The 23,487-nt window shown below is 70.7% G+C and carries 23 protein-coding genes; 22 read left to right on the top strand and 1 reads right to left on the bottom strand.

Annotated elements, in window-relative coordinates:
* Nucleotides 1-9 precede the first annotated feature (9 nt).
* Nucleotides 10-351 (top strand): Rv2175c family DNA-binding protein, encoded by a 342-nt coding sequence (locus J4H91_RS07930; RefSeq protein ID WP_208045723.1) that lies wholly within the window; start codon nucleotides 10-12, stop codon nucleotides 349-351.
* 62 nt (nucleotides 352-413) lie between these two features.
* On the opposite strand, the gene J4H91_RS07925 is transcribed toward J4H91_RS07930, so the two are convergent.
* Nucleotides 414-1,514 carry a polyprenyl synthetase family protein gene (locus J4H91_RS07925; protein WP_208045722.1) on the bottom strand — a complete coding sequence of 367 codons (1,101 nt, stop codon included), beginning with the start codon at nucleotides 1,512-1,514 and terminating at the stop codon, nucleotides 414-416.
* 74 nt (nucleotides 1,515-1,588) lie between these two features.
* Between J4H91_RS07925 and J4H91_RS07920 the strand changes: the two genes are divergently transcribed.
* From J4H91_RS07920 to J4H91_RS07820, 21 genes are all read left to right on the top strand, one after another.
* Nucleotides 1,589-1,972, top strand: coding sequence for a DUF3040 domain-containing protein (locus J4H91_RS07920; RefSeq protein ID WP_208045721.1), 384 nt, complete (start codon nucleotides 1,589-1,591; stop codon nucleotides 1,970-1,972).
* Nucleotides 1,973-2,510: 538 nt separating this feature from the next.
* Nucleotides 2,511-2,942, top strand: coding sequence for a division/cell wall cluster transcriptional repressor MraZ (mraZ, locus tag J4H91_RS07915; RefSeq protein WP_208045720.1), 432 nt, complete (start codon nucleotides 2,511-2,513; stop codon nucleotides 2,940-2,942).
* 9 nt (nucleotides 2,943-2,951) lie between these two features.
* A complete protein-coding gene (gene rsmH / locus J4H91_RS07910) occupies nucleotides 2,952-3,926 on the top strand; it encodes a 16S rRNA (cytosine(1402)-N(4))-methyltransferase RsmH (RefSeq protein ID WP_208045719.1) in 975 nt (324 codons plus the stop codon).
* Entirely contained in the window at nucleotides 3,923-4,504 is a 582-nt protein-coding gene (gene ftsL / locus J4H91_RS07905) for a cell division protein FtsL (RefSeq protein ID WP_243752764.1), read from the top strand. The genes rsmH and ftsL overlap by 4 nt, the downstream gene beginning before the upstream one ends.
* Before the next feature lie 68 nt (nucleotides 4,505-4,572).
* Nucleotides 4,573-6,366: a penicillin-binding transpeptidase domain-containing protein gene (locus J4H91_RS07900; protein ID WP_208045718.1), complete on the top strand. Its 1,794-nt coding sequence runs from the start codon at nucleotides 4,573-4,575 to the stop codon at nucleotides 6,364-6,366.
* Between the two features lie 19 nt (nucleotides 6,367-6,385).
* Nucleotides 6,386-7,939, top strand: coding sequence for a Mur ligase family protein (locus tag J4H91_RS07895; protein WP_243752763.1), 1,554 nt, complete (start codon nucleotides 6,386-6,388; stop codon nucleotides 7,937-7,939).
* A complete protein-coding gene (locus J4H91_RS07890; RefSeq protein ID WP_208045716.1) occupies nucleotides 7,936-9,384 on the top strand; it encodes a UDP-N-acetylmuramoyl-tripeptide--D-alanyl-D-alanine ligase in 1,449 nt (482 codons plus the stop codon). Before J4H91_RS07895 ends, J4H91_RS07890 begins: the two co-directional genes overlap by 4 nt.
* Entirely contained in the window at nucleotides 9,381-10,466 is a 1,086-nt protein-coding gene (gene mraY / locus J4H91_RS07885; RefSeq protein WP_208045715.1) for a phospho-N-acetylmuramoyl-pentapeptide-transferase, read from the top strand. The genes J4H91_RS07890 and mraY overlap by 4 nt, the downstream gene beginning before the upstream one ends.
* A complete protein-coding gene (gene murD / locus J4H91_RS07880; RefSeq protein ID WP_243752762.1) occupies nucleotides 10,448-11,989 on the top strand; it encodes a UDP-N-acetylmuramoyl-L-alanine--D-glutamate ligase in 1,542 nt (513 codons plus the stop codon). The genes mraY and murD overlap by 19 nt, the downstream gene beginning before the upstream one ends.
* Entirely contained in the window at nucleotides 11,986-13,194 is a 1,209-nt protein-coding gene (gene ftsW, locus J4H91_RS07875; RefSeq protein ID WP_208045714.1) for a putative lipid II flippase FtsW, read from the top strand. The genes murD and ftsW overlap by 4 nt, the downstream gene beginning before the upstream one ends.
* 11 nt (nucleotides 13,195-13,205) lie before the next feature.
* Complete coding sequence (locus J4H91_RS07870) at nucleotides 13,206-14,279, top strand: UDP-N-acetylglucosamine--N-acetylmuramyl-(pentapeptide) pyrophosphoryl-undecaprenol N-acetylglucosamine transferase (protein WP_208045713.1); 1,074 nt, start codon at nucleotides 13,206-13,208, stop codon at nucleotides 14,277-14,279.
* Between the two features lie 180 nt (nucleotides 14,280-14,459).
* Entirely contained in the window at nucleotides 14,460-15,644 is a 1,185-nt protein-coding gene (locus tag J4H91_RS07865) for an MFS transporter (protein WP_208045712.1), read from the top strand.
* Nucleotides 15,645-15,724: 80 nt separating this feature from the next.
* Nucleotides 15,725-17,158, top strand: a complete 1,434-nt coding sequence (gene murC, locus J4H91_RS07860; protein ID WP_208045711.1) for a UDP-N-acetylmuramate--L-alanine ligase — start codon at nucleotides 15,725-15,727, stop codon at nucleotides 17,156-17,158.
* 13 nt (nucleotides 17,159-17,171) lie between these two features.
* Nucleotides 17,172-18,203, top strand: coding sequence for a cell division protein FtsQ/DivIB (locus J4H91_RS07855; RefSeq protein ID WP_208045710.1), 1,032 nt, complete (start codon nucleotides 17,172-17,174; stop codon nucleotides 18,201-18,203).
* A gap of 155 nt (nucleotides 18,204-18,358) precedes the next feature.
* On the top strand, nucleotides 18,359-19,591 hold the full coding sequence (gene ftsZ, locus J4H91_RS07850; protein ID WP_208045709.1) for a cell division protein FtsZ: 1,233 nt from the start codon (nucleotides 18,359-18,361) through the stop codon (nucleotides 19,589-19,591).
* A gap of 9 nt (nucleotides 19,592-19,600) precedes the next feature.
* Nucleotides 19,601-20,296 carry a YggS family pyridoxal phosphate-dependent enzyme gene (locus J4H91_RS07845; protein WP_208045708.1) on the top strand — a complete coding sequence of 232 codons (696 nt, stop codon included), beginning with the start codon at nucleotides 19,601-19,603 and terminating at the stop codon, nucleotides 20,294-20,296.
* Nucleotides 20,297-20,326: 30 nt separating this feature from the next.
* Nucleotides 20,327-20,830 (top strand): cell division protein SepF, encoded by a 504-nt coding sequence (locus J4H91_RS07840; RefSeq protein WP_208045707.1) that lies wholly within the window; start codon nucleotides 20,327-20,329, stop codon nucleotides 20,828-20,830.
* 3 nt (nucleotides 20,831-20,833) lie between these two features.
* On the top strand, nucleotides 20,834-21,130 hold the full coding sequence (locus tag J4H91_RS07835; RefSeq protein ID WP_208045706.1) for a YggT family protein: 297 nt from the start codon (nucleotides 20,834-20,836) through the stop codon (nucleotides 21,128-21,130).
* Nucleotides 21,131-21,237: 107 nt separating this feature from the next.
* Nucleotides 21,238-21,906, top strand: a complete 669-nt coding sequence (locus J4H91_RS07830) for a DivIVA domain-containing protein (protein WP_208045705.1) — start codon at nucleotides 21,238-21,240, stop codon at nucleotides 21,904-21,906.
* A 26-nt stretch (nucleotides 21,907-21,932) separates the two neighbouring features.
* Nucleotides 21,933-22,574 (top strand): signal peptidase II, encoded by a 642-nt coding sequence (gene lspA / locus J4H91_RS07825; protein ID WP_208045704.1) that lies wholly within the window; start codon nucleotides 21,933-21,935, stop codon nucleotides 22,572-22,574.
* A complete protein-coding gene (locus J4H91_RS07820; protein ID WP_208045703.1) occupies nucleotides 22,561-23,478 on the top strand; it encodes an RluA family pseudouridine synthase in 918 nt (305 codons plus the stop codon). Before lspA ends, J4H91_RS07820 begins: the two co-directional genes overlap by 14 nt.
* Nucleotides 23,479-23,487 lie beyond the last annotated feature (9 nt).

The raw sequence follows: 23,487 nt of genomic DNA, 5'->3' as shown, positions 1-23,487 counted from the left end.
AGTTGAAGCGTGTCCGAGAATTCCACGACCGAGTATCTGACGATCCCCGAACTGGTCGAGCGCTTCGACCTGAGCCCAGGCAAGGTGCACCGGCTCATCGAGGACCACCACCTCGCGGCCGTGCGAGTCGACGGCGTGCTCAAGGTTCCCGCCGAGTTCGTGCAGGGCGATCAGCCCCTGCCCTCGCTGCGCGGCACGCTGCTGGTGCTGCTCGACGCGGGCTTCGCCGAGGATGAGGCGGTCGCATGGCTGCTCGAGGAGAATGAGGAGCTCGGGGAGCGCCCCGTGGCCGCCCTGAACGCCGGGCGGAAGAGCGCGGTGCGCCGAGCCACGCAGTCGCTCGCCTTCTGACGTCGGTCGGCGCTCGGCCCCGACATCGGAGGTCGTCGCCCCGCTGCGCCTCCGGGCGCCTCTCAGGCGCTTCGCCTCGCCGCGCGCTCCGCGAGCTGCACGAGCAGCCCGGCGGCATCGCCGCGGACCGGCGCGCCGCCGAGTGCCGAGGTCGCGCGATGCACGTTGCGCGAGATCATCTCCTCGACCTGTTCGACAGCTCCGCTCTCGCGGATGGTCCGCTGCAGGATGAAGATCTGCTCGGGGTCGAGGCCGCTGCCCAGCAGGTCGTCGAAGATGCGGCGCTGCGTGTTCGGCAGGTTCTCGCGGGCCAGGGTCACGAGAACGGTGCGCTTGCCCTCGACGAGATCGTCGCCGCTCGGCTTGCCGGTGAGCTCCTCGTCGCCGAACACCCCGAGCAGATCGTCGCGCAGCTGGAAGGCGACGCCGACGGGCAGCCCGAAATCGGCGAGCGCCGCCTCCTGCGCCTCATCGGCGCCCGCGAGAGCCGCACCGATGAGCAGCGGGGCCTCGACGCTGTACTTCGCCGACTTGTAGACGAGCACGCGAGTCGATCGGCTCAGCTGCTCCTCGTGGGGTGCGAAGAAGGGGCGCTGCTCCTCGAGCACGTCGAGGTACTGCCCGACGGCGACCTCGCTGCGCATGCGGTTGAAGTGCGCGCGGGCGCGCCGGGCCGCGCTCCGATCCTCGATCGCGTCGCACGCCGCCTGCATGAGCTCGTCGGCCCACGACTGCAGCAGGTCGCCGAGCAGGATCGCGCCGGCGAGACCGAAGTGATCCGAGTCGCCGCGCAGCGAGTGCTCACGATGCATGGCCGCGAAGATGCGGTGCACGGCGGGGCGGCCGCGACGGGTGTCGGAGCGGTCGATGACATCGTCGTGGATCAGCGCAGCGGCGTGGAAGAACTCGAGCGCGCACGCCGCGTCGAGCACGGCCTCCAGCTCTGCGTCGATATCGCCCGCGAGATCGAGGGGGCGTACCGCGCGGTAGCCGAGCGCCGCGAACTGGGCGCGGAAGCGCTTTCCGCCAGTCAGGAATCCGAGCGCCTCGTCGAGCAGCGGCCCGGCGTCGTCTCCGAGCGGCTCGAGCGCCTGCCGGTGAGCGGCGATCGTATCTCCGATGCGCTCCTGTACGAGCCCTGCGAGTCGGGTTGTTTCATGCACGCGACTAGCCTAGCCGCGGTTGCGAAGCGGTAGACTCGTAAGGAAACAACCACCCACTCGCCCGAGGAGGCGCCATGGCTCTTTCCGAGCACGAGCAGCGGCTGCTTGAAGAGATGGAGCGAGGCTTCTATCAGAGCGAGGCCGACGTGATGGAGGCGGGCGTCAGCGGCCGCCGTCGCATCAACTACCGATCGCTGGTCCTGGGCATCATCGTGGTGCTCGTCGGCATCGGCGTGCTCGTGGGCGGCGTGGCGGCGCAGCAGCTCTGGTTGGGGCTGATCGGCTTCGCGGTGATGGTGGGCGGCGTGCTCCTCATGACCGCGCGTGGTTCCGAGCCCGACGATGCGGAGGCGCGCCCCGACCGCCCGAGCGGCGAGTCGCCGAAGCGCGAGAGCCGCGAGACGTTCAGCGAGCGCATGGAGCGCCGCTGGGACGAGCGCATGGAGGGCGACCGCTAGTCGCATACGGGAATTGAGGGATCGCGGGTGACCGCGGTCCCTTTTTCTGTGCCCTGTGCCCTGCTGTACCGAATCGCTCAACGGCGCCCGCACAGACGATGCACCCCTTTCGCGTCGGGATCCCTGGTCTGCGCCGAGAACGACTGTTCCGGCGAGACCGACGGTTCCAGCGCCCCTGAAACAGTCGGTCCCGCTGAAACCGTCGGTCTCGATGAGAGATGAGCGCCGCCCGGGCGGCGCGGAGACCGACACCGTGACTCCACTTTCCTCCACCCGGGCCCCGAGCGACGCTCTCACGGGTCTTCGCACGCGCTTTTCTTGCGGTCATGGCCTCTCTCGGTGCTGCCCACGGGCGTTCGGTCCGGGCGCGGGTCGACCTGATCCCTCGCCCGCCGGGCCTTGTTCTGCCTGTGTTCTCAAGGATGTGCCGAGGCTCGACGCGCCCTGGGGGAGTGGCGGGGGGAGGAAAAATGCGTGAAGTGGAGGAAAGTGGAGTAGTCTGGGGCCTCAACGATCGTCGCGGGAGGGAGGCAGCCGGATGTTCCTCGGTACCTTCACGCCCAGACTGGACGACAAGGGCCGCGTCATCCTCCCCGCCAAGTTCCGCGACGAACTCGCGGACGGCCTCGTCATGACCCGCGGGCAGGAGCGCTGCCTCTACCTCTTCAGCGAGCGCGAGTTCGCCGAGATGCACGACCGCATCAGGCAGGCGCCCGTCACCTCGAAGCAGGCTCGCGACTACCTGCGCGTGTTCCTCTCGGGCGCGCACCCCGAGACCCCCGACAAGCAGCACCGCGTGACGATCCCCGTCTCCCTCCGCGAGTACGCGGGCCTCGACCGCGAGCTCGCCGTGATCGGCGCGGGCTCGCGCGCAGAGATCTGGGACGCGGATGCCTGGCAGAAGTACCTGAGCGAGCAGGAAGCGGCGTTCTCCGACATCGAGGAGGAGGTGATCCCGGGCATGTTCTAGCCCGGATCCATGATGCACACCACCCCACGCGACCCCAGCGCGCTGCACACCCCTGTGCTCCTCGCGCGCTGCCTCGAACTGCTCGCGCCCGCAGCCGCCTGCGAGGGCGCAGTCGTCGTCGACGCCACGCTCGGGATGGGCGGGCACAGCGAGCCGCTCCTCGAAGCGCACCCGGGGCTCACCCTCATCGGTCTCGACAGGGATCCCGAAGCCCTCGAACTCGCCGGGCGCAGGCTCGAGCGCTTCGGCGACCGCGCGATCCGCGTGCACGCCGTCTACGATGAGATCGTCGATGCGGTGCGCGGGGCCGGCTTCGACCGCATCGACGGCGCGCTCTTCGATCTCGGCGTCTCATCGCTGCAGCTCGACGAGGCCGAGCGAGGCTTCGCCTACGCGCAGGACGCTCCCCTGGACATGCGGATGGATCAGAGCCGCGGCGAGACCGCGGCCGAGGTGCTCGCGACCGCGCCCGAGGGGCGCCTGCGCGCCATCTTCGAACGCTACGGCGAGGAGCCCCTGGCCGGGCGCTACGCCAGGGCGATCGTCGCCGCGCGCGCGGAGGCGCCCATCGAGCGCAGCGGGCAGCTCGTCGACGTGCTGCAGCGGGCCACGCCCGCCGCTGTGCGCGATCAGCGGCACCCGGCCAAGCGAGTCTTCCAGGCGCTGCGCGTCGAGGTGAACGGCGAGCTCGCAGTGCTCGAACGCGCGATCCCTGCCGCAGTCGATCTGCTGAACCTCGGAGGCCGCATCGTCGTGATGTCGTACCAGTCGCTCGAGGACCGCCTCGTGAAGCGCGAGCTGACGGGCCGCTCCAAGTCGACGGCTCCGCCCGGGCTGCCGATGGAGCTGCCCGAGCACAGGCCCGAGCTGCGACTGCTCACCCGGGGTGCGGAACTCGCGCCCGACGATGAGCGGGAGCGCAATCCCCGCGCCATCCCGGTGCGCCTGCGCGCAGCCGAGCGCGTGCGGGAGGCCGTCCGATGAGCGGCATCGCCCCGGCGCGCATCGACCTGCGCCGTCTGATCGCGGACGGCCGGCAGCCTGCCCCCGAGCGCGGCGGCGAGCCCGAGCGGCACCTCCGCCCGGCTCCGCTGCCGGCCAAGCGCCGTGCGCGCAGCCCGCTCGCCGCGGCGCTCGTCGCGGTCGGCATCGTGCTCGCGATCCTCGCGGCGCAGCTGGGGCTCAGCATCACGGTCTCCCAGGGCGCCTACGAGATGCGCGCGCTCGAGATCGAGCAGCGCGACCTCGGACGCGTGCAGCGCGTGCTCTCGCAGAACGTCGACAAGCTCTCCTCGCCGCAGAACCTCGCCGATAACGCGGCGAAGCTCGGCATGGTGCAGAACGCCAGCCCGGCGGCGCTGCGCCTGAGCGACGGCGCGATCATGGGCTCCTTCGAGACGAAGGCCTCGGAGGTCGAGCCGAACCTCGTGCCCAACTCGACCCTCGCGTCGATGCCTGTGGTGGACACGGAGGGCCTGCTCGTGCCGCGCGCGGCCACAGCCACCGTCGACCAGACCCCGGTACGTTGGAAGGGCGCGCTTCCGGCCCCGGATACGCACTGAGCCGGGGCCGGCGTGCAGCACGGAACGACGCGCATCCCGCGACCGGGGCGCAGTGAGGAGCGGAGCAGGTGAACGAACGGCGCGCAGCGCGGGCGAGGCGCGTCCTGGCGCTCGGTCTGATCGTCATCGCTTCGCTCGCCTTCCTCGTGCGGCTCGTGGACGTGCAGATCGTCTCGGCGTCGGCACTCAACGCCGACGCCAAGGACAAGCGCGCCGTGCCCGTGACGATCCCGAGCGTGCGCGGCGACATCGTCGACCGGAACGGCGAGGTGCTCGCCACGACCGACGAGCGCTACGATGTGCAGCTGTCGCCCAAGAACACCCAGCTGAACGGCGGCAGGTTCTACCGCGCCGATCCGAACGGCATCGGCACGGTGGAGGTCGAGGCGAAGGACGCCTTCGCGGAGATCGGGGCGATCACGGGCCAGACGGCCGACGAGATCGAGAAGATCGTCGACGACGCGCTCGCCGAGAACCCGAAGTCCGACTTCGCCTACGTCAAGCGCTCGGTCGATCTCACGCAGCTGACGGCGCTCAAGGAGCTGCAGATCCCCTGGCTCACCTTCGAGGGCCAGCACAAGCGCACCTACCCGAACGGCGCGATCGCGGGCAACATCCTCGGCTTCTCGGGCGCCGACGGCGAGCCCCAGGCCGGCGTGGAGGTCTCGCAGGACGCCTGCCTCACGGGAACCGACGGCACGGAGGAGTACGAGCGGAGCGCGGACGGCGTGCCGCTGCCCGGCAGCGTCGTCGTCACGAAGAAGGCCGTGAACGGCGGCACCGTCGAGTTGGTCATCGACCGCGACCTGCAGTGGGAGGCCCAGCAGGCCATCAACAAGCAGGTGCAGAAGGTGGACGCCGAGTGGGGCCTGCTCGTGGTCATGAACGCGAAGACCGGCGAGCTCGTCGCCGTCGCCGAGGACGGCTCGGTCGACCCGAACGACGTCGACGCCTCCGACGGCAACAAGCGCGAAGCACGATCCTTCACCTCGCCGTACGAACCGGGATCGACCTTCAAGACGATCACCGCAGCCGCCCTCATCGACCAGGGGGTCGCGACGCCGACCACGCCGAACCTCACGCCCGATCACCTCCAACCCGAACCGGGCGTGCGCTTCGGAGACTCCTTCTCGCACCCGCCGATGCAATGGACGCTCACCGGCATCCTCACGCAGTCATCCAACGTCGGCACCTCGATGCTGGGCGCCCAGCTGAGCCCCGAGGTGCGCTACGACTACCTGAAGCGCTTCGGCATCGGCACCTCGACCGAGGCGGGAATGCCGCTCGAGGATTCGGGCATGCTCGCGCCGGTCGAGGACTGGGACCGGCAGACCGCCTACAACACGATGTTCGGGCAGGGCCTCTCCTCGACCATCGTGCAGACCGCGGGCGTCTATCAGGCGATCGCGAACGGAGGGGAGCGGGTGCCGCCGAGCATCGTGCGCAGCTGCACCGATGTCGATGGCAAGAGGAGCGTGCTCGATCACGGCGATCCCGTGCAGGCGGTGACGCCCGAGACCTCGAAGCAGGTGATGAACATGCTCGAGGTGGTCGCGAACGAGGCCTGGTTCAAGGACATCGTCGCGATTCCCGGCTACCGCGTCGCGGGGAAGACGGGCACGGCCGAGCAGGTCGACCCGGCGACGGGGGCCTACCGCACCGACTACGTCAACTCCTTCGCGGGCGTCTTCCCCGCCGACGACCCCCAGTACGTCGCGGTAGCATCGGTGGCGTTCGCGCACGGGGGCGACGGGGCCACCGCGGCCATCACCGCGTTCCATGACGCGGCCGAGGCCACGATCCGCACCTTCCACATCCCGCCGTCGAACGGCGCCTACGAACCCATCCCGACCGAGTACTGACCCGTCAGCAGGAGGCAACTTGACCACCGGAGATGCGCTGAGCATTCGCCCCAGGAACCCGCGCCAGGCGCCGCTCGCGCCGCTCGCGGAGCGCTTCGGCCTGCGCGCGGAGGCCGCGCTCGACGGGCTCGACGCGACCGGGGTGACGATCGACTCGCGCGATGTGCGGCCGGGCGATCTGTACATCGGCGTGCCGGGTGCGCGCCGCCACGGCGCCGAGTTCGCGGCTCAGGCCGCCGAGCGCGGCGCCGTCGCCGTGCTCACGGACGCCGAGGGCGCGGAGCTGGCCGGGGCGGCCGGGGCGGGCATCCCGGTGCTCGTCACCGATGAGCATCCGCGAGGGATCGCGGGCGCCGTGGCCGCCGCCGTCTACGGCAGCGAGCACCTGTCGGCCAAGACTTTCGGGATCACCGGCACCAACGGCAAGACGAGCGTCGTCTACCTGCTCGCCGAGCTGCTGCGGGCCGCCGGGTTCACCCCGGGCCTCAGCTCCACGGCGGAGCGACGCATCGGTGACGAGGTCATCGTCTCCGACCTCACGAGCCCCGAGGCGCCCGTGCTGCACGGTCTGCTCGCGCGCATGGCGGAGAAGCGGGTCGACGGCATCGCGCTCGAGGTCTCCGCGCACGCGGTCGAGCGCCACCGCATCGACGGCGTGCGCTTCGACGTCGTGGCCTTCAACAACTTCTCCCAGGATCACCTCGACGACTTCGGCGACATGGAGAGCTACTTCGCCGCGAAGCTGGCGCTGTTCTCGCCCGAGCACGCCGAGCGGGGCGTCGTCGTGGTCGACGGCCCCTACGGGCAGCGGATCGCCCGCGAATCGCGGATCCCGGTCACGCGCCTCGCCACCGAGTACGGGCAGGACGCCGACTGGCACCTCGCGGTCACGCGGCAGAGCATCGACGGCGTGTCATTCGTGCTGCAGGGACCGGAAGGCGCCCACTTCCGCGGCAGCGTGCCGCTGTTCGGGCGCTTCATGGCGGAGAACGCCGCCCTCGCGCTGATCATGCTGCACGAGGCGGGGATCCAACTGGATCGCGTCGCGGCAGGTCTCGAGAACGGCCGCATCCCCGTGTACATCCCGGGGCGCCTCGAGCTCGTCTCCGAGCCGGGAGTCGGGCCGCGCTTCTACGTCGACTACGGGCACACGCCCGGCGCGTTCGAGGCCATGCTCGACGCGCTCGGCGAGGTCGCGCCCGGGCGCATCATCTTCCTCTTCGGTGCCGACGGCGACCGCGACACCACGAAGCGCGAGGAGATGGGACGCGTCGCGGCCGCGGGCTCCGACGTGCTGATCGTGTGCGATTACCACCCGCGCTCGGAACCGCCGGAGAAGATCCGCGCGCAGCTCATCGCAGGCGCGCGCACCGCCGGGCGCGCCGAAATCATCGAGGAGGGGGATCCGCGCGCCGCCGTGCGGCTCGCTGTTTCGCTCGCCGGCCCCGATGACGTTATCCTGTATGCCGGTCCCGGACACGAGGACTACCAGGAAGTCGCCGGGCAGCACATCCCCTATTCGGCGCGAGACGAAGTACGCGGCGCGCTCCGCGAGGCAGGACTGCTCAAGTGATCGAACTCACACTCGCGGAGATCGCCGAGGCCGTCGGAGGCCGTCTGGTCGCGGGGAGCGGCGGAGCCGGCCCCGACACCGTCATCTCGGGGGAGGCGCAGACCGATTCGCGCGAGGTGCGCCCCGGTCAGATCTTCTTCGCCAGGCGCGGCGAGGAGACCGACGGCCACCTGTTCGCCGGTAAAGCCGTCGAGGCGGGGGCCGCGCTGCTCGTCGTCGAGCGCGAGCTCGACGAGCATGAACTCAGTGTCGAGCGCGAGCTCGAAGCTGCGGGCGACGTGCCGCAGATCGTCGTGCCCGAGGCCACCGAGGCGCTCGGTGCGCTCGCGACCGAGGTCGTGCGCCGCGTGCGCGCGCGCGGCGGGCTCACGATCGTCGGCATCACCGGTTCGAACGGCAAGACCACGACGAAGAACCTCGTCGCCGGGATGGCGGAGCGCCTCGGCGAGACGGTCGCCTCCGAGAAGTCGTTCAACAACGAGGTCGGCGGGCCGCTCACGATGCTGCGGGTGCGCGACACGACCGAGACGCTCGTCGCCGAGATGGGGGCGAGCGCCGAGGGCGAGATCGCGAGGCTCACCGCTATGGCTCCGCCGCACATCGGCGTCGTGCTCACCGTGGGCCTCGCCCACGCGGGCGAATTCGGGGGCATCGAGACGACCTTCCGCACCAAGAGCGAGATGGTGAGGGATCTCCCCGAGACCGCCCTCGCAGTGCTCAATCGCGACGATCCCTACGTCTCGCGCATGGCGGAGATGACCCGGGCGCGGGTGCGATGGTTCGGTCTCCATCCCGAGGCCGAGGTGCGCGCGAGCGACATCGACGCCGGCGCCGACGGCACCCGCTTCACGATCCACGCCGGCGGCGAGTCGCTGCCCGTGCACTTCCCGGTGCTCGGCGAGCACCACGTCATGAACGCCCTCGCCGCGACGTCCGTCGCGCTCGAGCTGGGACTCCCGCTCGCAGAGGTCGTCGACGTGCTGCAACGGCAGACGCGCGCCGCGCGCTGGCGCATGGAGGTCATGGGCGGCCGCGACGGCGTGACGATCGTGAACGACGCCTACAACGCGAGCCCCGACTCGATGAGCGCCGGTCTGCGCACGCTCGCGCAGATCCGGAAACCTCAGGGCCGCTCGGTCGCGGTGCTGGGGGCGATGAGCGAGCTCGGGGAGTACTCGGTCGAGGAGCACATCCGCATCGGCCTGCAGGCCGTGCGTCTGCGCATCTCTGAGCTGGTCGTGGTCGGCAAGGAGGCCAGGCAGCTGCACATCAGCGCGATCAACGAGGGATCCTGGGACGGCGAGAGCGTCTTCTTCGAGACGCAGGACGAGGCCTACGACTACCTGATGCGCACCCTGCGACCCGATGACACGGTGCTCGTGAAGTCCTCGAACTCCGCGGGGCTCCGCTTCCTCGGGGACCGACTGGGGGAGGCCTTCGCGTGATCGCCCTTCTCATCGCGGGCGGTCTCTCGCTGCTCTACTCGCTGCTGCTGACCCCCGTCTTCGTGCGCGTGTTCAACCGGCTCCGCTGGGGGCAGCCGATCCGCGTCGACGGTCCGAAGGAGCACGAGGTCAAGCGCGGCACGCCGACGATGGGCGGGCTGATCTTCCTGTCGGGGTCGATCCTCGCCTATTTCGCGGGCAAGTTCGTGATGGGCGAGACGCCGAGCCCCTCGGCCCTGCTCGTGATCCTGATGGCGCTCGGGGCGGGCCTCGTCGGCTTCGTCGACGACTTCATGAAGGCGCGGCTGCAGAACTCCGCGGGTCTCAACGGCTGGGCCAAGATCGTCGGTCAGGTGGCCATCGCGGTCGCCTTCGCGCTGCTCGGTCTCCGCTTCGCGAACGACGCCGGCGTCACGCCGGTCTCGACCCGCATCTCTGTCTTCCGCGACCTGCCCTTCGACTTCATGGCGGCCGGCGCCGTCGTCGGCACTGCCCTCATCGTGCTCTGGGTCGTGCTGATCGTCACGTCCACGACCAACGCGGTGAACGTGACCGACGGTCTCGACGGCCTCGCGGCGGGCGCGGCGATCTTCGCGTTCGGCGCCTACCTGGTGATGGGCTTCTGGCAGTCGGCGCAGAGCTGCGCCACGACCGCGGGTGAGCCCGGATGCTACGTGGTGCGGGATCCGATGGACCTCGCCGTGGTCTCGGCCGCGTTCCTCGGCGGTCTCGCGGGCTTCCTGTGGTGGAACACGAATCCGGCCCAGGTCTTCATGGGCGACACCGGGTCGATGGCGATCGGCGGTGCGATCGCGGCGCTCGCGATCCTCACCCGCACGGAGCTGCTGCTCCTGCTGATCGGCGGCCTCTTCATCATCGAGACCGGGTCGGTGATCCTGCAGCGCCTCTACTTCAAGGTGACGAAGGGAAAGCGGATCTTCCTGATGAGCCCGATCCACCACCACTTCGAGTTGAAGGGGTGGCACGAGGTCACGGTCGTGGTGCGGTTCTGGCTGGTCGCCGGCTTCTTCGTGATCGTGGGCGTCGGCGCCTTCTACGGCGAATGGCTGCTGCAGCAGTGACGGGGGACGGCATGAACGGAACGAGGGATCGGGTGCTCGCGCTCGGCAGCTGGCACGACGACTGGAGCGGGCTGCGCGTCGCGGTGCTCGGCCTCGGGGTGACCGGTTTCTCGGTGGCCGACACGCTCGTGGAGCTCGGTTCGCGGGTGCGCGTCATCTACGGCTCCCCCGACGTCGATCGCGAGCGCCTGCTCGACGTCATCGGCGCCGAGCGCTTCTGCGCGCCGTCGAATCCGGAGCAGCTCGGCGATCTCGCGGCCTTCGGCCCGGATCTCGTCGTCGTCTCTCCCGGTTACCGGCCGGATCACCCGCTCACCTCGTGGGCAGCGGAGCGCGGGATCCCCGTGTGGGGCGACATCGAGCTCGGCTGGCGGCTGCGCGACAAGACGGAGCGCATCGCCGACTGGATCTGCATCACCGGCACCAACGGCAAGACGACGACCACGCAGCTGACCGCGCACATGCTCCTCGCAGGAGGGCTCCGTGCGGTGCCCGCGGGCAACATCGGCGTACCCATCCTCGACGCCCTGCGCGACCCGCAGGGCTACGACGTGATCGTGGTCGAGCTGTCGAGCTTCCAGCTCGAGCGGCTCGGCACGGGCGTCGGCGCCGTCTCGCCGTACGCGAGCGCCTGCCTGAACTTCGCCGACGACCACCTCGACTGGCACGGGGGCGCCGAGGCGTACTGGGCCGCGAAGGCGAAGGTGTACGAGCACACCCAGGTGGCGTGCGTCTACAACCGCGCCGACCTCGAGACCGAGCGCATGGTCGAGGAGGCCGACGTGATCGAGGGGGCGAGGGCCGTCAGCTTCGGCCTCGACTCGCCACCGCCGAGCGGCTTCGGCGTGGTCGAGGGCATCCTGGTCGACCGGGGCTTCCACGCCGAGCGGCACACGGAGGCATACGAGCTGGTCACCGTGGCCGAGCTCGCGGATCGCGGCATCGCGGCGCCGCACATGGTGCAGAACGTGCTCGCGGCGAGTGCGCTGGCTCGATCGCGGGGCGTCGAGCCCGGCGAGATCGCGCAGGCGGTGCTGAGCTTCCAGCCCGACCGGCACCGTGCCCAGCGGCTCGGCGCGGTCGGCGGGGTCGAGTACATCGACGATTCGAAGGCGACCAACGCGCACGCGGCCGATGCGTCGCTCCGCGCGATGCAGAACGTCGTCTGGATCGTCGGGGGCCTGCTGAAGGGCGTCGACATCGGCGAGCTCGTGCGCGAGCACGCGCGCCGCCTGCGCGGTGTCGTCGTGATCGGCGCCGAGCGGGCGGAGGTGCTCGCGGCGCTCGAGCGCGAAGCAACCGATGTTCCGCGCGTCGAGGTCGTGCCGCGGTCGGAGGAGCGTGAGGACGTGCCCGAGGGGGCGGCGGGCCTCGTGATGACCGAGGCCGTGCGCGCCGCGGCATCGCTCGCGCAGCCGGGCGACACCGTGCTGCTCGCGCCTGCGGCCGCCTCCATGGACCAGTTCAGGGACTATCCGGATCGAGGCCGCCAGTTCCAGGCGGCCGTGCGCGAACTGGGGTGAGCGGTGTGGCGCCCGATTCGAACGAGCCCTCGGGGCGCGCTCCGGGCCAGGCCAGGATCCGTCTCGGCGGTCTGCCCGGGGCCTCCTCCGACCGCACGGTCGTGGGCCTCTACGCGATCACGCTGCTGCTGGTGGGCTTCGGCCTGATCATGGTGCTCTCGTCGTCGTCGATCACCTCGTACCTCGACGATCAGGGCTTCTTCGGCGGCTTCTGGCGCCAGGCCACGTTCGCGGTCATCGGCATCCCTCTCATGCTCATCGCGGCCGCCATGCCCATCTCCTTCTGGAAGAGATGGGCCTGGGTGCTGCTCGCGATCGGCATCTTCCTGCAGCTGCTCGTGTTCACCCCGCTCGGCGTCGAGGTGTACGGCAACCGCAACTGGATCCAGATCGGCGGCATCGGCGCCCAGCCGTCCGAGGCGTTGAAGCTCGCGCTCGTCGTGTGGATCGGCGCGGTGCTGTGGAAGAAGGAGTCGCTGCTCGGACAGATGCGCCACGAGATCGTTCCGGTGATCGTGCCCGGGGCCGTGGTGGTGCTCGGCCTCGTGCTGCTCGGTCGCGACCTCGGCACGACCATGATCATGGCCGCCCTGGTCATCGGGGCCATGTACTTCGGCGGGATCAGCTGGAAGACGCTCGGCGTGGTCGCGCTCGGCGGTCTGCTCGCCGTGTTCTTCTTCGTCGTCACGAGCCAGAACCGCCTGAACCGGCTCTTCGGCCACGCGGGCGGCAACGAGGACTACAGCGGACTCGGCTGGCAGCCGCTCCACGGCCTCTGGGCGCTCGCGGGCGGCGGTCTCTTCGGCGTCGGCCTCGGCGGGTCGAAGGCGAAGTGGTCGTGGCTGCCCGCCGCCGACAACGACTACATCTTCGCGATCATCGGCGAGGAGCTCGGCCTCATCGGCGCGCTGCTCGTGATCGTGCTGTTCGTGGTGCTGGCGGTGCTGATGCTGCGGGTGATCTCGCGGGCGAGGGATCGCTTCGGCAGGGCCGTGGTCGGCGGTGTGCTCGTCTGGATCATCGGCCAGGCGTTCGTGAACATCGGCGTCGTCATCGGCATCCTGCCGGTGCTGGGCGTGCCGCTGCCGCTCATCAGCGCTGGCGGCACCGCGCTCATCGCGTGCCTCGTCGCGATCGGGGTCGTCATCTCGATCGCGCGCGACGCGACGCGGTACCAGGAGGAGATCGGCGCCGCGGGCGCCTGAAGGGACCCGACATGACCACCTACCTGCTCGCCGGCGGCGGAACCGCCGGCCACGTGAACCCGCTCCTGGCGCTCGCAGACCTGATCCGGGAGCAGGAGCCCGAAGCCGGCATCGTCGTGCTCGGTACGCGCGAGGGGCTCGAGGCGAGGCTCGTGCCCGAGCGCGGCTACGAACTCGTGACCATCGAGCGCCTGCCCTTCCCGCGCCGCCCGAACCTCGCAGCGCTGCGCTTCCCGGCCCGCTTCGCCCGCGCGGTGCGGCAGACGCGATCCCTCATCCGCGAGCGCGGCGTCGACGTCGTGGTCGGCTTCGGCGGCTACGCCTCGGCGCCGGCCTACCGCGCAGGAGCGAAGGAGGGTGTGCCCGTCGTCATCCACGAGGCCAACGCGAAGCCCGGCATGGCGAACAAGCTGGGCGCACGGTCGACCCCGTACGTCGCGGTGACCTTCCCCGGTACCCCGATTCGCGGCGCCCGGGTCACCGGTATGCCGCTGCGACCCGAGATCACGGGGCTCGACCGCGAGGCTCTGCGCGCGGAGTCCCGCGAGCACTTCGGGCTGGACCCCGAGCGGCGCACGCTGCTCGTGACCGGGGGATCCCTCGGGGCGCGCGCGATCAACCGCGGCATCTCCGGCTCCGCAGCCGAGATCGTCGCCTCGGGCGCGCAGGTGCTGCACGTGTGGGGCGGTCTCACCGAGGTCGAGGATCCCGGTGTCGACGGCTACACGGTGATCCCGTACTGCGACCGCATGGACCTCGCCTTCGCCGCCTGCGACCTGGTCGTCTCGCGCGCGGGCTCGACGACGGTGAGCGAGATCGCGGGTCTCGGCATCCCGGCCGTCTTCGTGCCCTACAGCCACGGCAACGGCGAGCAGCGCTTCAACGCGGCCGCCGATGTGCAGGCGGGAGGCGCGCTGCTCGTCGAGGACGGCGAGCTCACCCCCGAGTGGGTGCACGGCACGCTGCTGCCGCTGCTGGGCGATGACGCCCGGCTCGCCGACATGAGCGCGCGGGCACGCTCGGCCGGATCCCTCGACGGCACCGAACGGCTGCTCGATCTGGTGCGCGAGGCCCTCGACGCCTGATCCGTGCGCCGTCGCAGCGAACGCGGGTCGGCGACTGCGATGGTCCGCGTGCGGTAGCATCGTCTCTATGCCACGGAACCTCCTGCTTCGGAGCCGCGGCAGGGTGTGAGCCGACCGGCGCCCTGTCAGCGGCGCCGTCGCCATGCCGGTCATCGAACCCGTAGACCGGAGACCACCCTCATGTCCGTTCCCATCCGCCTGTGGCTGATGCTGGCCGCGATGGTCGCGGCCCAGGCCGCGACGACCGTCGTCGCCGCGACGCCGGCCTTCTTGATCCCTCACCTGCACGAGCAGGAGGGACTGAGCCTCGCCGCCGCCGGCCTGCTCGCCGGAGCCCCGAACCTGGGTCTCGTGCTCTCCCTCGTGGTGTGGGGCGCGGCCACCGACCGCTTCGGCGAACGGCGCGTGATCCTGGTCGGCCTCGCACTCACCGTGCTCGCCGTCGCCGCGTCGACCGCGGTGCACGGCTTCGCGGCGCTCGGCCTCGCGCTCGTCGCGAGCGGCGCGCTGTCGGCCTGCACGAACAGTGCGAGCGGGCGCCTCATCACGGGCTGGTTCCCGGCGGAGCGGCGCGGTCTCGCGATGGGCATCAGGCAGACCTGCCAGCCCCTCGGCATGGCGGTCGCCGCGCTCGCGGTGCCGCCGCTCGCAGCCGCGGGAGGGATCGGGGCCGCGCTCTGGCTGGGCGGCGCGCTCGCCGCCGCGAGCCTCGCGGTCTGTGCGATCGTCGTGCGCGACCCGGCCAGGCCCTCGCGGGCGGCCGTCGCAGCTACGGGCAACCCGTACCGCGCCTCGAGCACGCTCGTCCGCATCCACGCGGTGTCGGTGCTGCTCGTCGTGCCGCAGTTCGCACTGTCGACCTTCGGGCTCGTCTGGTTCACGGTCGGTTTCGGATGGAGCGCGCTGGCGGCCGGATCCCTCGTCGCGGCCTCCCAGTTCGCGGGGGCGGCAGGGCGCATCGCCGTCGGCGTGTGGAGCGACCGCGAGGGATCCCGGCTGCGCCCGCTGCGGCGGATCGCGGTGGCCGGTGTGGCGGTGCTCGCGCTCGCCGCCGCGTTCGGCTGGGCCGGTTGGGGCGTGCCCGCCGCAGCGGCCTATCTCGTCGCGAGCTGCGTGAGCGTCGCCGACAACGGGCTCGCCTTCACCGCGGTCGCCGAGATCGCGGGCCCCGGGTGGGCCGGGCGGGCCCTCGGCATCCAGAACACCGGGCAGTTCCTCGCGGCGGCGGCCGTCGGGCCGGTGGTCGGAGCGCTGATCGGTGCGCTCGGCGTGCCGGCGGCTCTCGCGATCGCGGCCGCCGCGCCGCTCGCGGCGGTGCCGCTCGTGCCCCGGCCGGAGCGGGAGCGGGTGCGCGAGGCTCCGTGATCCCTCGCCCGTGCGGCGCACGGCGAGCCCCGAGCCGAGAGCGGTACCCTGGAGTGTCTATCGCGGCGCAAGGAGGACGAATGATCTACCCCGATCTGGAGCTCGAGATCCCCGACGAGCTCGGGCGCGTGCACTTCGTAGGGATCGGCGGCTCCGGCATGAGCGGCATCGCCCGCATGCTGCACGGCGCAGGGGTGACGGTCACGGGGTCCGATCGCGGTTCGAACTACTCGACGAAGGCGCTCGAGGAGCTCGGAATCCCCGTGGCGGTGGGTCACGACGCCGCGAACGTCGGCGACGCCGACACGCTCGTCGTGACCGGTGCGCTGTGGCAGGACAATCCCGAGTACCAGTACGCACTCGCCCACGGCATCCCCGTGCTGCACCGATCGCAGGCCCTCGCCTGGCTGACGCGGGGCCGGCGCCTCGTCTCGGTCGCGGGCGCCCACGGCAAGACGACGTCGACGGGCATGATCGTGACGGGCCTCACGGGGCTCGGCGCCGATCCCTCGTTCGTGAACGGCGGCATCATCGAATCGCTCGGCACCTCCTCGGGCGCGGGCGATGATGAGCTGTTCGTGATCGAGGCCGATGAGAGCGACAAGTCGTTCCTCATCTACGACACGGCGGTCGCGCTCATCACGAACGTCGACCCCGAGCACCTCGACTTCTACGGTTCGCGCGAGAACTTCATGCGGGCCTTCGTCGATTTCGCGCTCGCCGCGAGCGAGCAGATCGTGATCTCCGCGGACGACCCGGGAGCGCGGGAGGTGCTCACCGACCTGCGCATCGCCGAGACGATCGGCGGCGTACCGGCGACGATCCGCACCTTCGGAGAGGCGGAGGACGCCGACGTGCGCATCGTCTCGGTCGACGACTCCGGGCCGGTGCGGTTCGAGGTCGAGGTCGACGGGAAGCGCTTCGCGGCGCAGCTCGGCGTGTTCGGGCGCCACAACGCGGTCAACGCGGTGGGAGCCTTCGCCGTGCTCACCGGACTCGGCTTCGACCCCGAGCGCTCGCTCGCCGCGATCGCGGAGTTCGGCGGCACCAAGCGCCGCTTCGAGTTCCACGCGGAGGTCGGGGGAGTGCGCGTCTACGACGATTACGCGCACCACCCGACTGAGGTCGCCGCCCTCCTCGCATCCGCGCGCGCTGCGGCGGGAGAGGGGCGGGTCATCGCGATCCACCAGCCCCACCTCTTCAGCCGCACGCGCCTGTTCCACCGCGAGTTCGCCGATGCGCTCGAGGCGGGCGCCGACCACACGGTCGTGCTCGCGGTCGATGGCGCGCGGGAGGACCCCGTGGAGGGGGTCACCGGCGCGCTCGTCGCCGACGACTTCTCCGATCCCTCGCGGGTCGCCTACCGCCCCGAGTGGCAGGATGCGGCCGACTACCTGGCCGAGATCGCGCGCCCGGGCGACCTCTTCGTGACGATGAGCTGCGGAACGGTCTACCAGATCATCCCGCAGCTCGTATCGGCGCTGCGCGCACGCTTCGAGCCGCAGGCCTCGTGAGGCGACGGGCTCGATGAAGCGACCCAGCGGATTCGACGGGCGACCGGAGCGGCCGGAACCCCAGCGGCCCGAGCCTGCGCGGGCGGCGCAATCGGGCCGGTCGGCATCGGAGACACCCGACGCCCCCGGTGCACGCGCCGCGGAGGGATCGGGCGCGCGCGATGAGGGATCTGGGGCCGAGGTCTCGAGCCCCCTCGCTCCGACGGTCGACCTGAGCGAGGTGCGCGAGCGCCGCGCGGGTCTGCTCGCGGTTTCGCGTGCGGTCGACCCCGTGCGCGCGGCGGAGAAGCGCGTGCGAGAGGCCGAGAAGCGGCTCAGGCAGCGGGAGCGCAGGGAGAGCCGCCGGTTCTCCTTCGCCGGGAGGCGGCGCAGGCGGATCTGGATCGTGGCCGGAAGCGCCGTGCTCGCGCTGGCGCTCTTCGTGGTGGTGGGTGTGTTCACCCCGGTCATGGCGGTGCGGAAGATCGAGATCTCGGGCGCTACGACGGTCGCGACGGCCGACGTGGAACGCGCGCTCGCCCGATTCGAGGGCACGCCCCTCGCGCTCGTCGACGAGGGGCAGGTGCGCGCCGCCCTCGAACCGTTCCCGCTGATCCAGCGCTACGGCGTCGAGCGGATCCCGCCGGACACCCTGCTCGTGCGGATCGTGGAGCGGGTACCCGTGCTGTCGATCGAGTCCGGCGGGGCGTTCAAGCAGTACGACGCCGCCGGCGTGCTCGTCGGCAGCGCTGCCGAGCCTCCCGCCGGCGCGCCGCTCGCGAGCGGGCGCATCACCGACCTCGACTCCGAGGCCTTCCATTCGGCCGCGCTCGCCCTGCGCGACATGCCGGCCGAACTCCGTGCGCAGGTCGTGTCGGTGACGGCGAACGGCGGCGAAGACGTGACGCTCACCCTGGCGAACGGCGTCGAGGTGATGTGGGGAGGCTCCGAGAACACCGCTCGCAAGGCGCTGGTGCTGAACTCCATGTCGGCGTCGCTCGCCGCCATCGGCACGCCCGTGAGCTACATCGACGTCTCGTCGACGGAGGCGCCCGTCTTCCGGTGATCCCGCCGTGCGAGAAAAGTTCGCCGCGGGTTTCGGCGTGTCTGCGGCACGGCCCGCGCCTTGCCCCATAGTTTGGTCGGCAGGAAGAAACGTATACGGCGATACTAACTTTTAACTTCAAGTAGAAGTTGAGAGTTTAGGGGTGGAGGAACCACGTGTCAGCGAACCAGAACTACCTCGCGGTCATCAAGGTGGTGGGCGTGGGCGGCGGCGGCGTCAACGCCGTCAACCGCATGATCGAGCTCGGACTGCGCGGCGTCGAGTTCATCGCCGTCAATACCGATGCGCAGGCACTGCTGCTCAGCGACGCCGATGTCAAGCTCGACGTCGGCCGCGAGCTCACCCGCGGCCTCGGTGCCGGCGCCGATCCCGAGGTCGGCCGCCGCGCCGCCGAGGATCACGCTGAGGAGATCGAGGAGGCGCTCGCGGGCGCCGACATGGTCTTCGTGACCGCGGGCGAGGGCGGCGGCACCGGCACGGGCGCCGCTCCCGTCGTCGCACGCATCGCGAAGTCGATCGGCGCGCTGACCATCGGCGTCGTCACCCGTCCCTTCAGTTTCGAGGGCAAGCGCCGCGCGGCCCAGGCCGACACCGGCGTGAACACGCTGCGCGAGGCCGTCGACACCCTCATCGTCGTGCCCAACGACCGCCTCCTCGACATCAGCGAGCCCGGCATCAGCATGATCGAGGCCTTCGCCGCCGCCGATCAGGTGCTGCTCGCGGGCGTCTCGGGCATCACCGACCTCATCACGACCCCGGGCCTCATCAACCTCGACTTCGCCGATGTGAAGTCGGTCATGCAGGGCGCGGGCGCCGCGCTCATGGGCATCGGCTCCGCGCGAGGCGCGGACCGCGCGATCAAGGCCGCCGAGCTCGCGGTCGCCTCCCCGCTGCTCGAGGCCTCGGTCGAGGGCGCTCACGGCGTGCTGCTGTCCATCCAGGGATCCTCGAACCTCGCGCTCAGCGAGATCTACGAGGCCTCGACGCTCGTGCAGGACGTCGTGCACCCCGAGGCCAACATCATCTTCGGAACCGTCATCGACGACACGCTCGGCGACGAGGTGCGCGTCACGGTCATCGCGGCCGGCTTCGACTCGGATCCCTCGCCCCAGGTCAGCGCACCCGAGCGCGGGCGCCGCGGCAGCCACGTCGAGGGCATCGACGACGTGCCCGCGCAGGCCACCGCCACCGCGACCGCCGTCGCGAGCGGTGAGGCCACGGGGCTCGGCTTCAAGGGCTTCAACGCCAACCGCGGCGACACCGACGCGAACGCCTCGGGCCAGTTCGGCGAGGTGCTCTCGAACCCGCCCGTCGAGGCGCAGCTCAACGATCCCGCCTTCGACGGAGACGACGACGAGGATCTCGACATCCCCGACTTCCTGAAGTAGGCCGCGCCGATGCCCGAGCAGCACCCCGGCCTCGCCGAGCGTCTCGCGACGGTCCGCGAGGGCGTCTCGGCAGCATGTCTGGACGTCTCCCGCGATCCCGAGGAGGTGACCCTCATCGTCGTCACCAAGTTCCACCCGGCGAGCCTCGTCGCCGAACTCGCGGAGCTCGGCGTGCGCGACGTGGGGGAGAACCGCCACCAGGAGGCGCAGGCGAAGGCCGCCGAACTCGCGGCCCTCGATCTGCACTGGCACTTCATCGGCCAGCTGCAGACGAAGAAGGCGCGTCAGGCCGCGCAGTACGCGCGCTCCATCCACTCGATCGACCGGGAGCGCCTCGTCGACGCCCTCGCCACTGCCGAGGTCGAGCGGCCCATCGATGCGTTCGTGCAGGTGAACCTCACGGAGGATCCGGGCCGAGGGGGCGCGGCGCCGGAAGACCTCGAACGGCTGGCCGAGCGGGTGCTCGAGACCCAGACGCTGCGGCTGCGAGGGATCATGGCCGTGGCGCCCCTGCCGGAGGAGGAGCACGCGGCGAGCGCCTTCGCCAGGCTCGCGGGCTACTCCGAGCGTCTGCGATCCCTCGCCCCCGACGCCGCGGCGATCTCGGCCGGAATGACCCACGACTACGCCGAGGCGATCGCCGCGGGCGCGACACACCTGCGCATCGGCAGTGCAATCACGGGCAAACGCCCCGACCCCCGATAGTCTCGGAACAACTCACCGTTGGGAGAGAAGATGAGCAACCCGCTGAAGAAGACCATGGTGTTCCTGGGCCTCGCCGAGGAAGAGCTCGAGGAGCAGGCCGCTCAGGCGCCCGCTGCGAAGGAGAGCGCTGCGCCCAAGGAAGCCGCTGCTGCCAAGCCGGCTCCCGCCACCCGCCCCGCCCCGCAGCGCGCGGCCGTCACCCCGCTGCGCCGCGTCACGCCCACGAAGCCGGTAGCCGCGCCGCAGGCGATGAACGAGATCCTGACGGTGCACCCCGCCGAGTACAGGGACGCCAAGGTGATCGCCGAGAGCTTCCGCGAGGGCGTGCCCGTCATCATCAACCTCTCGCGCATGGGGGAGGCCGATGCGAAGCGACTGATCGACTTCGCGAGCGGACTGACGATGGGGCTCAACGGCCGCATCGAGCGGGTGACGAGCAAGGTCTTCCTGCTCTCGCCCGAGCACATCGAGGCGAGCAGCGAGGACGACCGCAGGCACGACAGCGGTTCCTTCTTCGTCGCCCCCTCCGCGTAAGCCGTGGAGATCGTCCTCGCCGTCGGAACCGTCGTCCGGGTGCTCCTCCGCATCTACACGCTGGTGCTCTGGGGGCGCCTGGTCCTCGACTGGATCGTGGTGCTCAACCGGCGATTCCGGCCCCGCGGCCCGCTCGCGGTGCTCGTCGAGGTGGTCTACACCGTGACCGATCCGCCCATCCGCATGTTCCGACGGGTCCTCCCTCCCATCAGGCTCGGAACCATCGCGATCGACCTCGGCTGGATGCTCACGATGCTCGCCTGCTGGCTGCTGCTCGCCTTCATCCCCGGCTGGTGGTGAGGGATCGACCGCGGGGCGCAACAGGCGCACTGCGCGTATCCGATCTTTTTTGCTAGCGTTGTTCATGACCACGGCAGTGGTCTTCCGAAACCGAAAGAGACTGAACGATGGCACTGACCCCCGAAGACGTCGTGAATCAGAAGTTCACGATCACGAAGTTCCGTGACGGTTACGACCTCGACCAGGTCGACGATTTTCTCGACACGATCGTGGAGGAGCTGCGCCAGCACGAGCAGGAGAAGGACGAGCTGCGGGCCCAGATCCAGGATCTGACCGCTAAGCTCGAAGCCTGCGAATCCCGCTCCGAGCAGTCCGACACCGCCGCCTCCGAGCAGACCATCGTCGTCGATGCGCCCGCTCCGGCCCCGGTCCCCGTAGCGGCGGCCCCCGCGCAGGTTCCCGCAGCCGCGGGTGCCCAGCCCGACGCCGTCAAGTCGAGCGCCATGCTGCAGCTCGCGCTCGAGCTGCACGACAAGCACGTTCAGGAGGGCGAGACCACCCGCGACCGGCTGATCAGCGAGGCCGAGGCGAAGCGCGACGAGATGATCTCCGACGCCGAGCGCACCGCGAAGCAGATGGTGGAGGAAGCGCAGAAGCAGCGCGCCGACGAGCTCCGCATTCTCGGCGACGAGCGCAGCGACCTCCAGGGCAAGATCAAGGAGCTCCGCTCCTTCGAGAGCGAGTACCGCTCGACGCTCCGCTCGTACATCCAGTCCCAGCTTCGCGGCCTCGACGGCTCGCCCGAGCCCTCGGGCGCGCCCGAGGGCCTGCAGTAACCCGGAGCGTGAACGACGCTTCCGAGGTGACGAACGACGTCGCCGTCCCGGCATCGGGGCGGCGACGTCTCGTTCCGCTCCTCCTCCTCGCGGTCGCGGTCGTCGTGTACGCGGCCGATCAGCTCACGAAGAACTGGGTCGTCTCGCATCTCACCGAGGGCGAGAGCGTGCCGGTGATCGGCGATTTCCTGCAGTGGCACTTCGTGCGCAACCCCGGTGCGGCCTTCTCCTTCGCGAGCGGCTCGACCTGGATCTTCACGGTGCTCGCCGCCCTGGTGGTCGTCGTGATCCTGTGGCAGATCCGCAGGCTCCGTTCGATCCCGTGGGCGCTGTTCCTCGGCATGCTGCTCGGCGGCGTGCTCGGCAACCTGACCGATCGCCTGACCAGGCCGCCCGGCTTCCCGGAGGGGCACGTCGTCGACTTCATCCTCACGCCCTGGATGTGGCTCGGCTTCAACCCCGCCATCTACAACGTCGCCGACATCGGCATCGTCACCGGCATGGGGCTGTTCGTCATCGTCTCGCTGCTCGGGCTGCCCATCGACGGCTCGCCCCGCATCAGAGGCGGTGAGGCGGCAGAGGACGGGTCGGTCGGAGACGAGTCGGCCTCGGATGAGCCGACCGCGGGAGAGCGTGCAGCGGAGGGGGAAACCGATGGAACGCCGTAGCCTGCCGGTGCCCGACGGTCTCGTCGGCGAGCGTGTGGACGCGGCTCTCGCGAAGCTGCTCGGCTTCTCGCGGAGCTTCGCCGCGGAGATCGCGCAGGCGGGCGGCGTGGAGCTCGACGGCCGCGAGCTCGGCAAGTCCGATCGCCTCACGGCCGGCGGCTGGCTCGAGGTGTCGTGGGAGGAGAAGCGCGGGCCCGAGGTCGTCCCCGTGCACCTGCCCGAGCTCGGCATCGTGCACGACGACGACGACATCGTCGTGGTCGACAAGCCGGCCGGCGTCGCGGCGCACCCCTCGCTCGGTTGGGAGGGTCCTACGGTGCTCGGGGCGCTGGCAGGAGCCGGGTACCGCATCGCCACCTCGGGGCCGCCCGAACGCCAGGGCGTCGTGCACCGTCTCGATGCGGGTACGAGCGGACTGATGGTTGTCGCGAAGAGCGAGCGGGCTTACAGCGAGCTGAAGCGCGCCTTCAAGGAGCGCGAGGTCGACAAGATCTACCACGCGGTCGTGCAGGGGCACCCGGATCCCTTCTCGGGAACGATCGAGGGCCCGATCGGCCGCCATCCCGGCCACGAGTGGAAGTTCGCCGTCACGCGCGACGGCAAGCCGTCGGTGACGCACTACGAGACGATCGAGGCGTTTCCCTACGCCTCGCTGCTCGAGATCGAGCTCGAGACTGGGCGCACGCACCAGATCCGCGTGCACATGGCCGCGCAGCGGCACCCGTGCGTGGGCGACGGCATGTACGGGGCCGATCCGACGCTCTCCGCGCGGCTGGGGCTGACGCGGCAGTGGCTGCACGCGATGCGACTCGGCTTCAGACACCCGGGCAGCGGCGAGGCCGTCGAGTTCTCGTCCGTGTATCCGGCGGACCTGCAGCACGCACTCGACGTGCTGGCGGGGTAGTGGACGCCG

Origin of the sequence: Leucobacter ruminantium (genome assembly GCF_017565705.1) — a bacterium.
GTDB classification, from domain to species: Bacteria; Actinomycetota; Actinomycetes; order Actinomycetales; family Microbacteriaceae; genus Leucobacter; species Leucobacter ruminantium.
The sequence above is the reverse complement of the archived record's forward strand: the minus strand, read 5'-3'. Positions and strand labels throughout refer to the sequence as shown.

What these genes read in the sequence shown, in the direction of transcription:
- J4H91_RS07920 (WP_208045721.1), top strand. Translation starts at nt 1,589, where the DNA reads ATGGCTCTTTCCGAGCACGAGCAGCGGCTGCTTGAAGAGATGGAGCGA.
- mraZ (WP_208045720.1), top strand. Translation starts at nt 2,511, where the DNA reads ATGTTCCTCGGTACCTTCACGCCCAGACTGGACGACAAGGGCCGCGTC.
- rsmH (WP_208045719.1), top strand. Translation starts at nt 2,952, where the DNA reads ATGATGCACACCACCCCACGCGACCCCAGCGCGCTGCACACCCCTGTG.
- ftsL (WP_243752764.1), top strand. Translation starts at nt 3,923, where the DNA reads ATGAGCGGCATCGCCCCGGCGCGCATCGACCTGCGCCGTCTGATCGCG.
- murD (WP_243752762.1), top strand. Translation starts at nt 10,448, where the DNA reads ATGGCTGCTGCAGCAGTGACGGGGGACGGCATGAACGGAACGAGGGAT.
- J4H91_RS07870 (WP_208045713.1), top strand. Translation starts at nt 13,206, where the DNA reads ATGACCACCTACCTGCTCGCCGGCGGCGGAACCGCCGGCCACGTGAAC.
- J4H91_RS07865 (WP_208045712.1), top strand. Translation starts at nt 14,460, where the DNA reads ATGTCCGTTCCCATCCGCCTGTGGCTGATGCTGGCCGCGATGGTCGCG.
- murC (WP_208045711.1), top strand. Translation starts at nt 15,725, where the DNA reads ATGATCTACCCCGATCTGGAGCTCGAGATCCCCGACGAGCTCGGGCGC.
- J4H91_RS07855 (WP_208045710.1), top strand. Translation starts at nt 17,172, where the DNA reads ATGAAGCGACCCAGCGGATTCGACGGGCGACCGGAGCGGCCGGAACCC.
- J4H91_RS07845 (WP_208045708.1), top strand. Translation starts at nt 19,601, where the DNA reads ATGCCCGAGCAGCACCCCGGCCTCGCCGAGCGTCTCGCGACGGTCCGC.
- J4H91_RS07840 (WP_208045707.1), top strand. Translation starts at nt 20,327, where the DNA reads ATGAGCAACCCGCTGAAGAAGACCATGGTGTTCCTGGGCCTCGCCGAG.
- J4H91_RS07830 (WP_208045705.1), top strand. Translation starts at nt 21,238, where the DNA reads ATGGCACTGACCCCCGAAGACGTCGTGAATCAGAAGTTCACGATCACG.
- J4H91_RS07820 (WP_208045703.1), top strand. Translation starts at nt 22,561, where the DNA reads ATGGAACGCCGTAGCCTGCCGGTGCCCGACGGTCTCGTCGGCGAGCGT.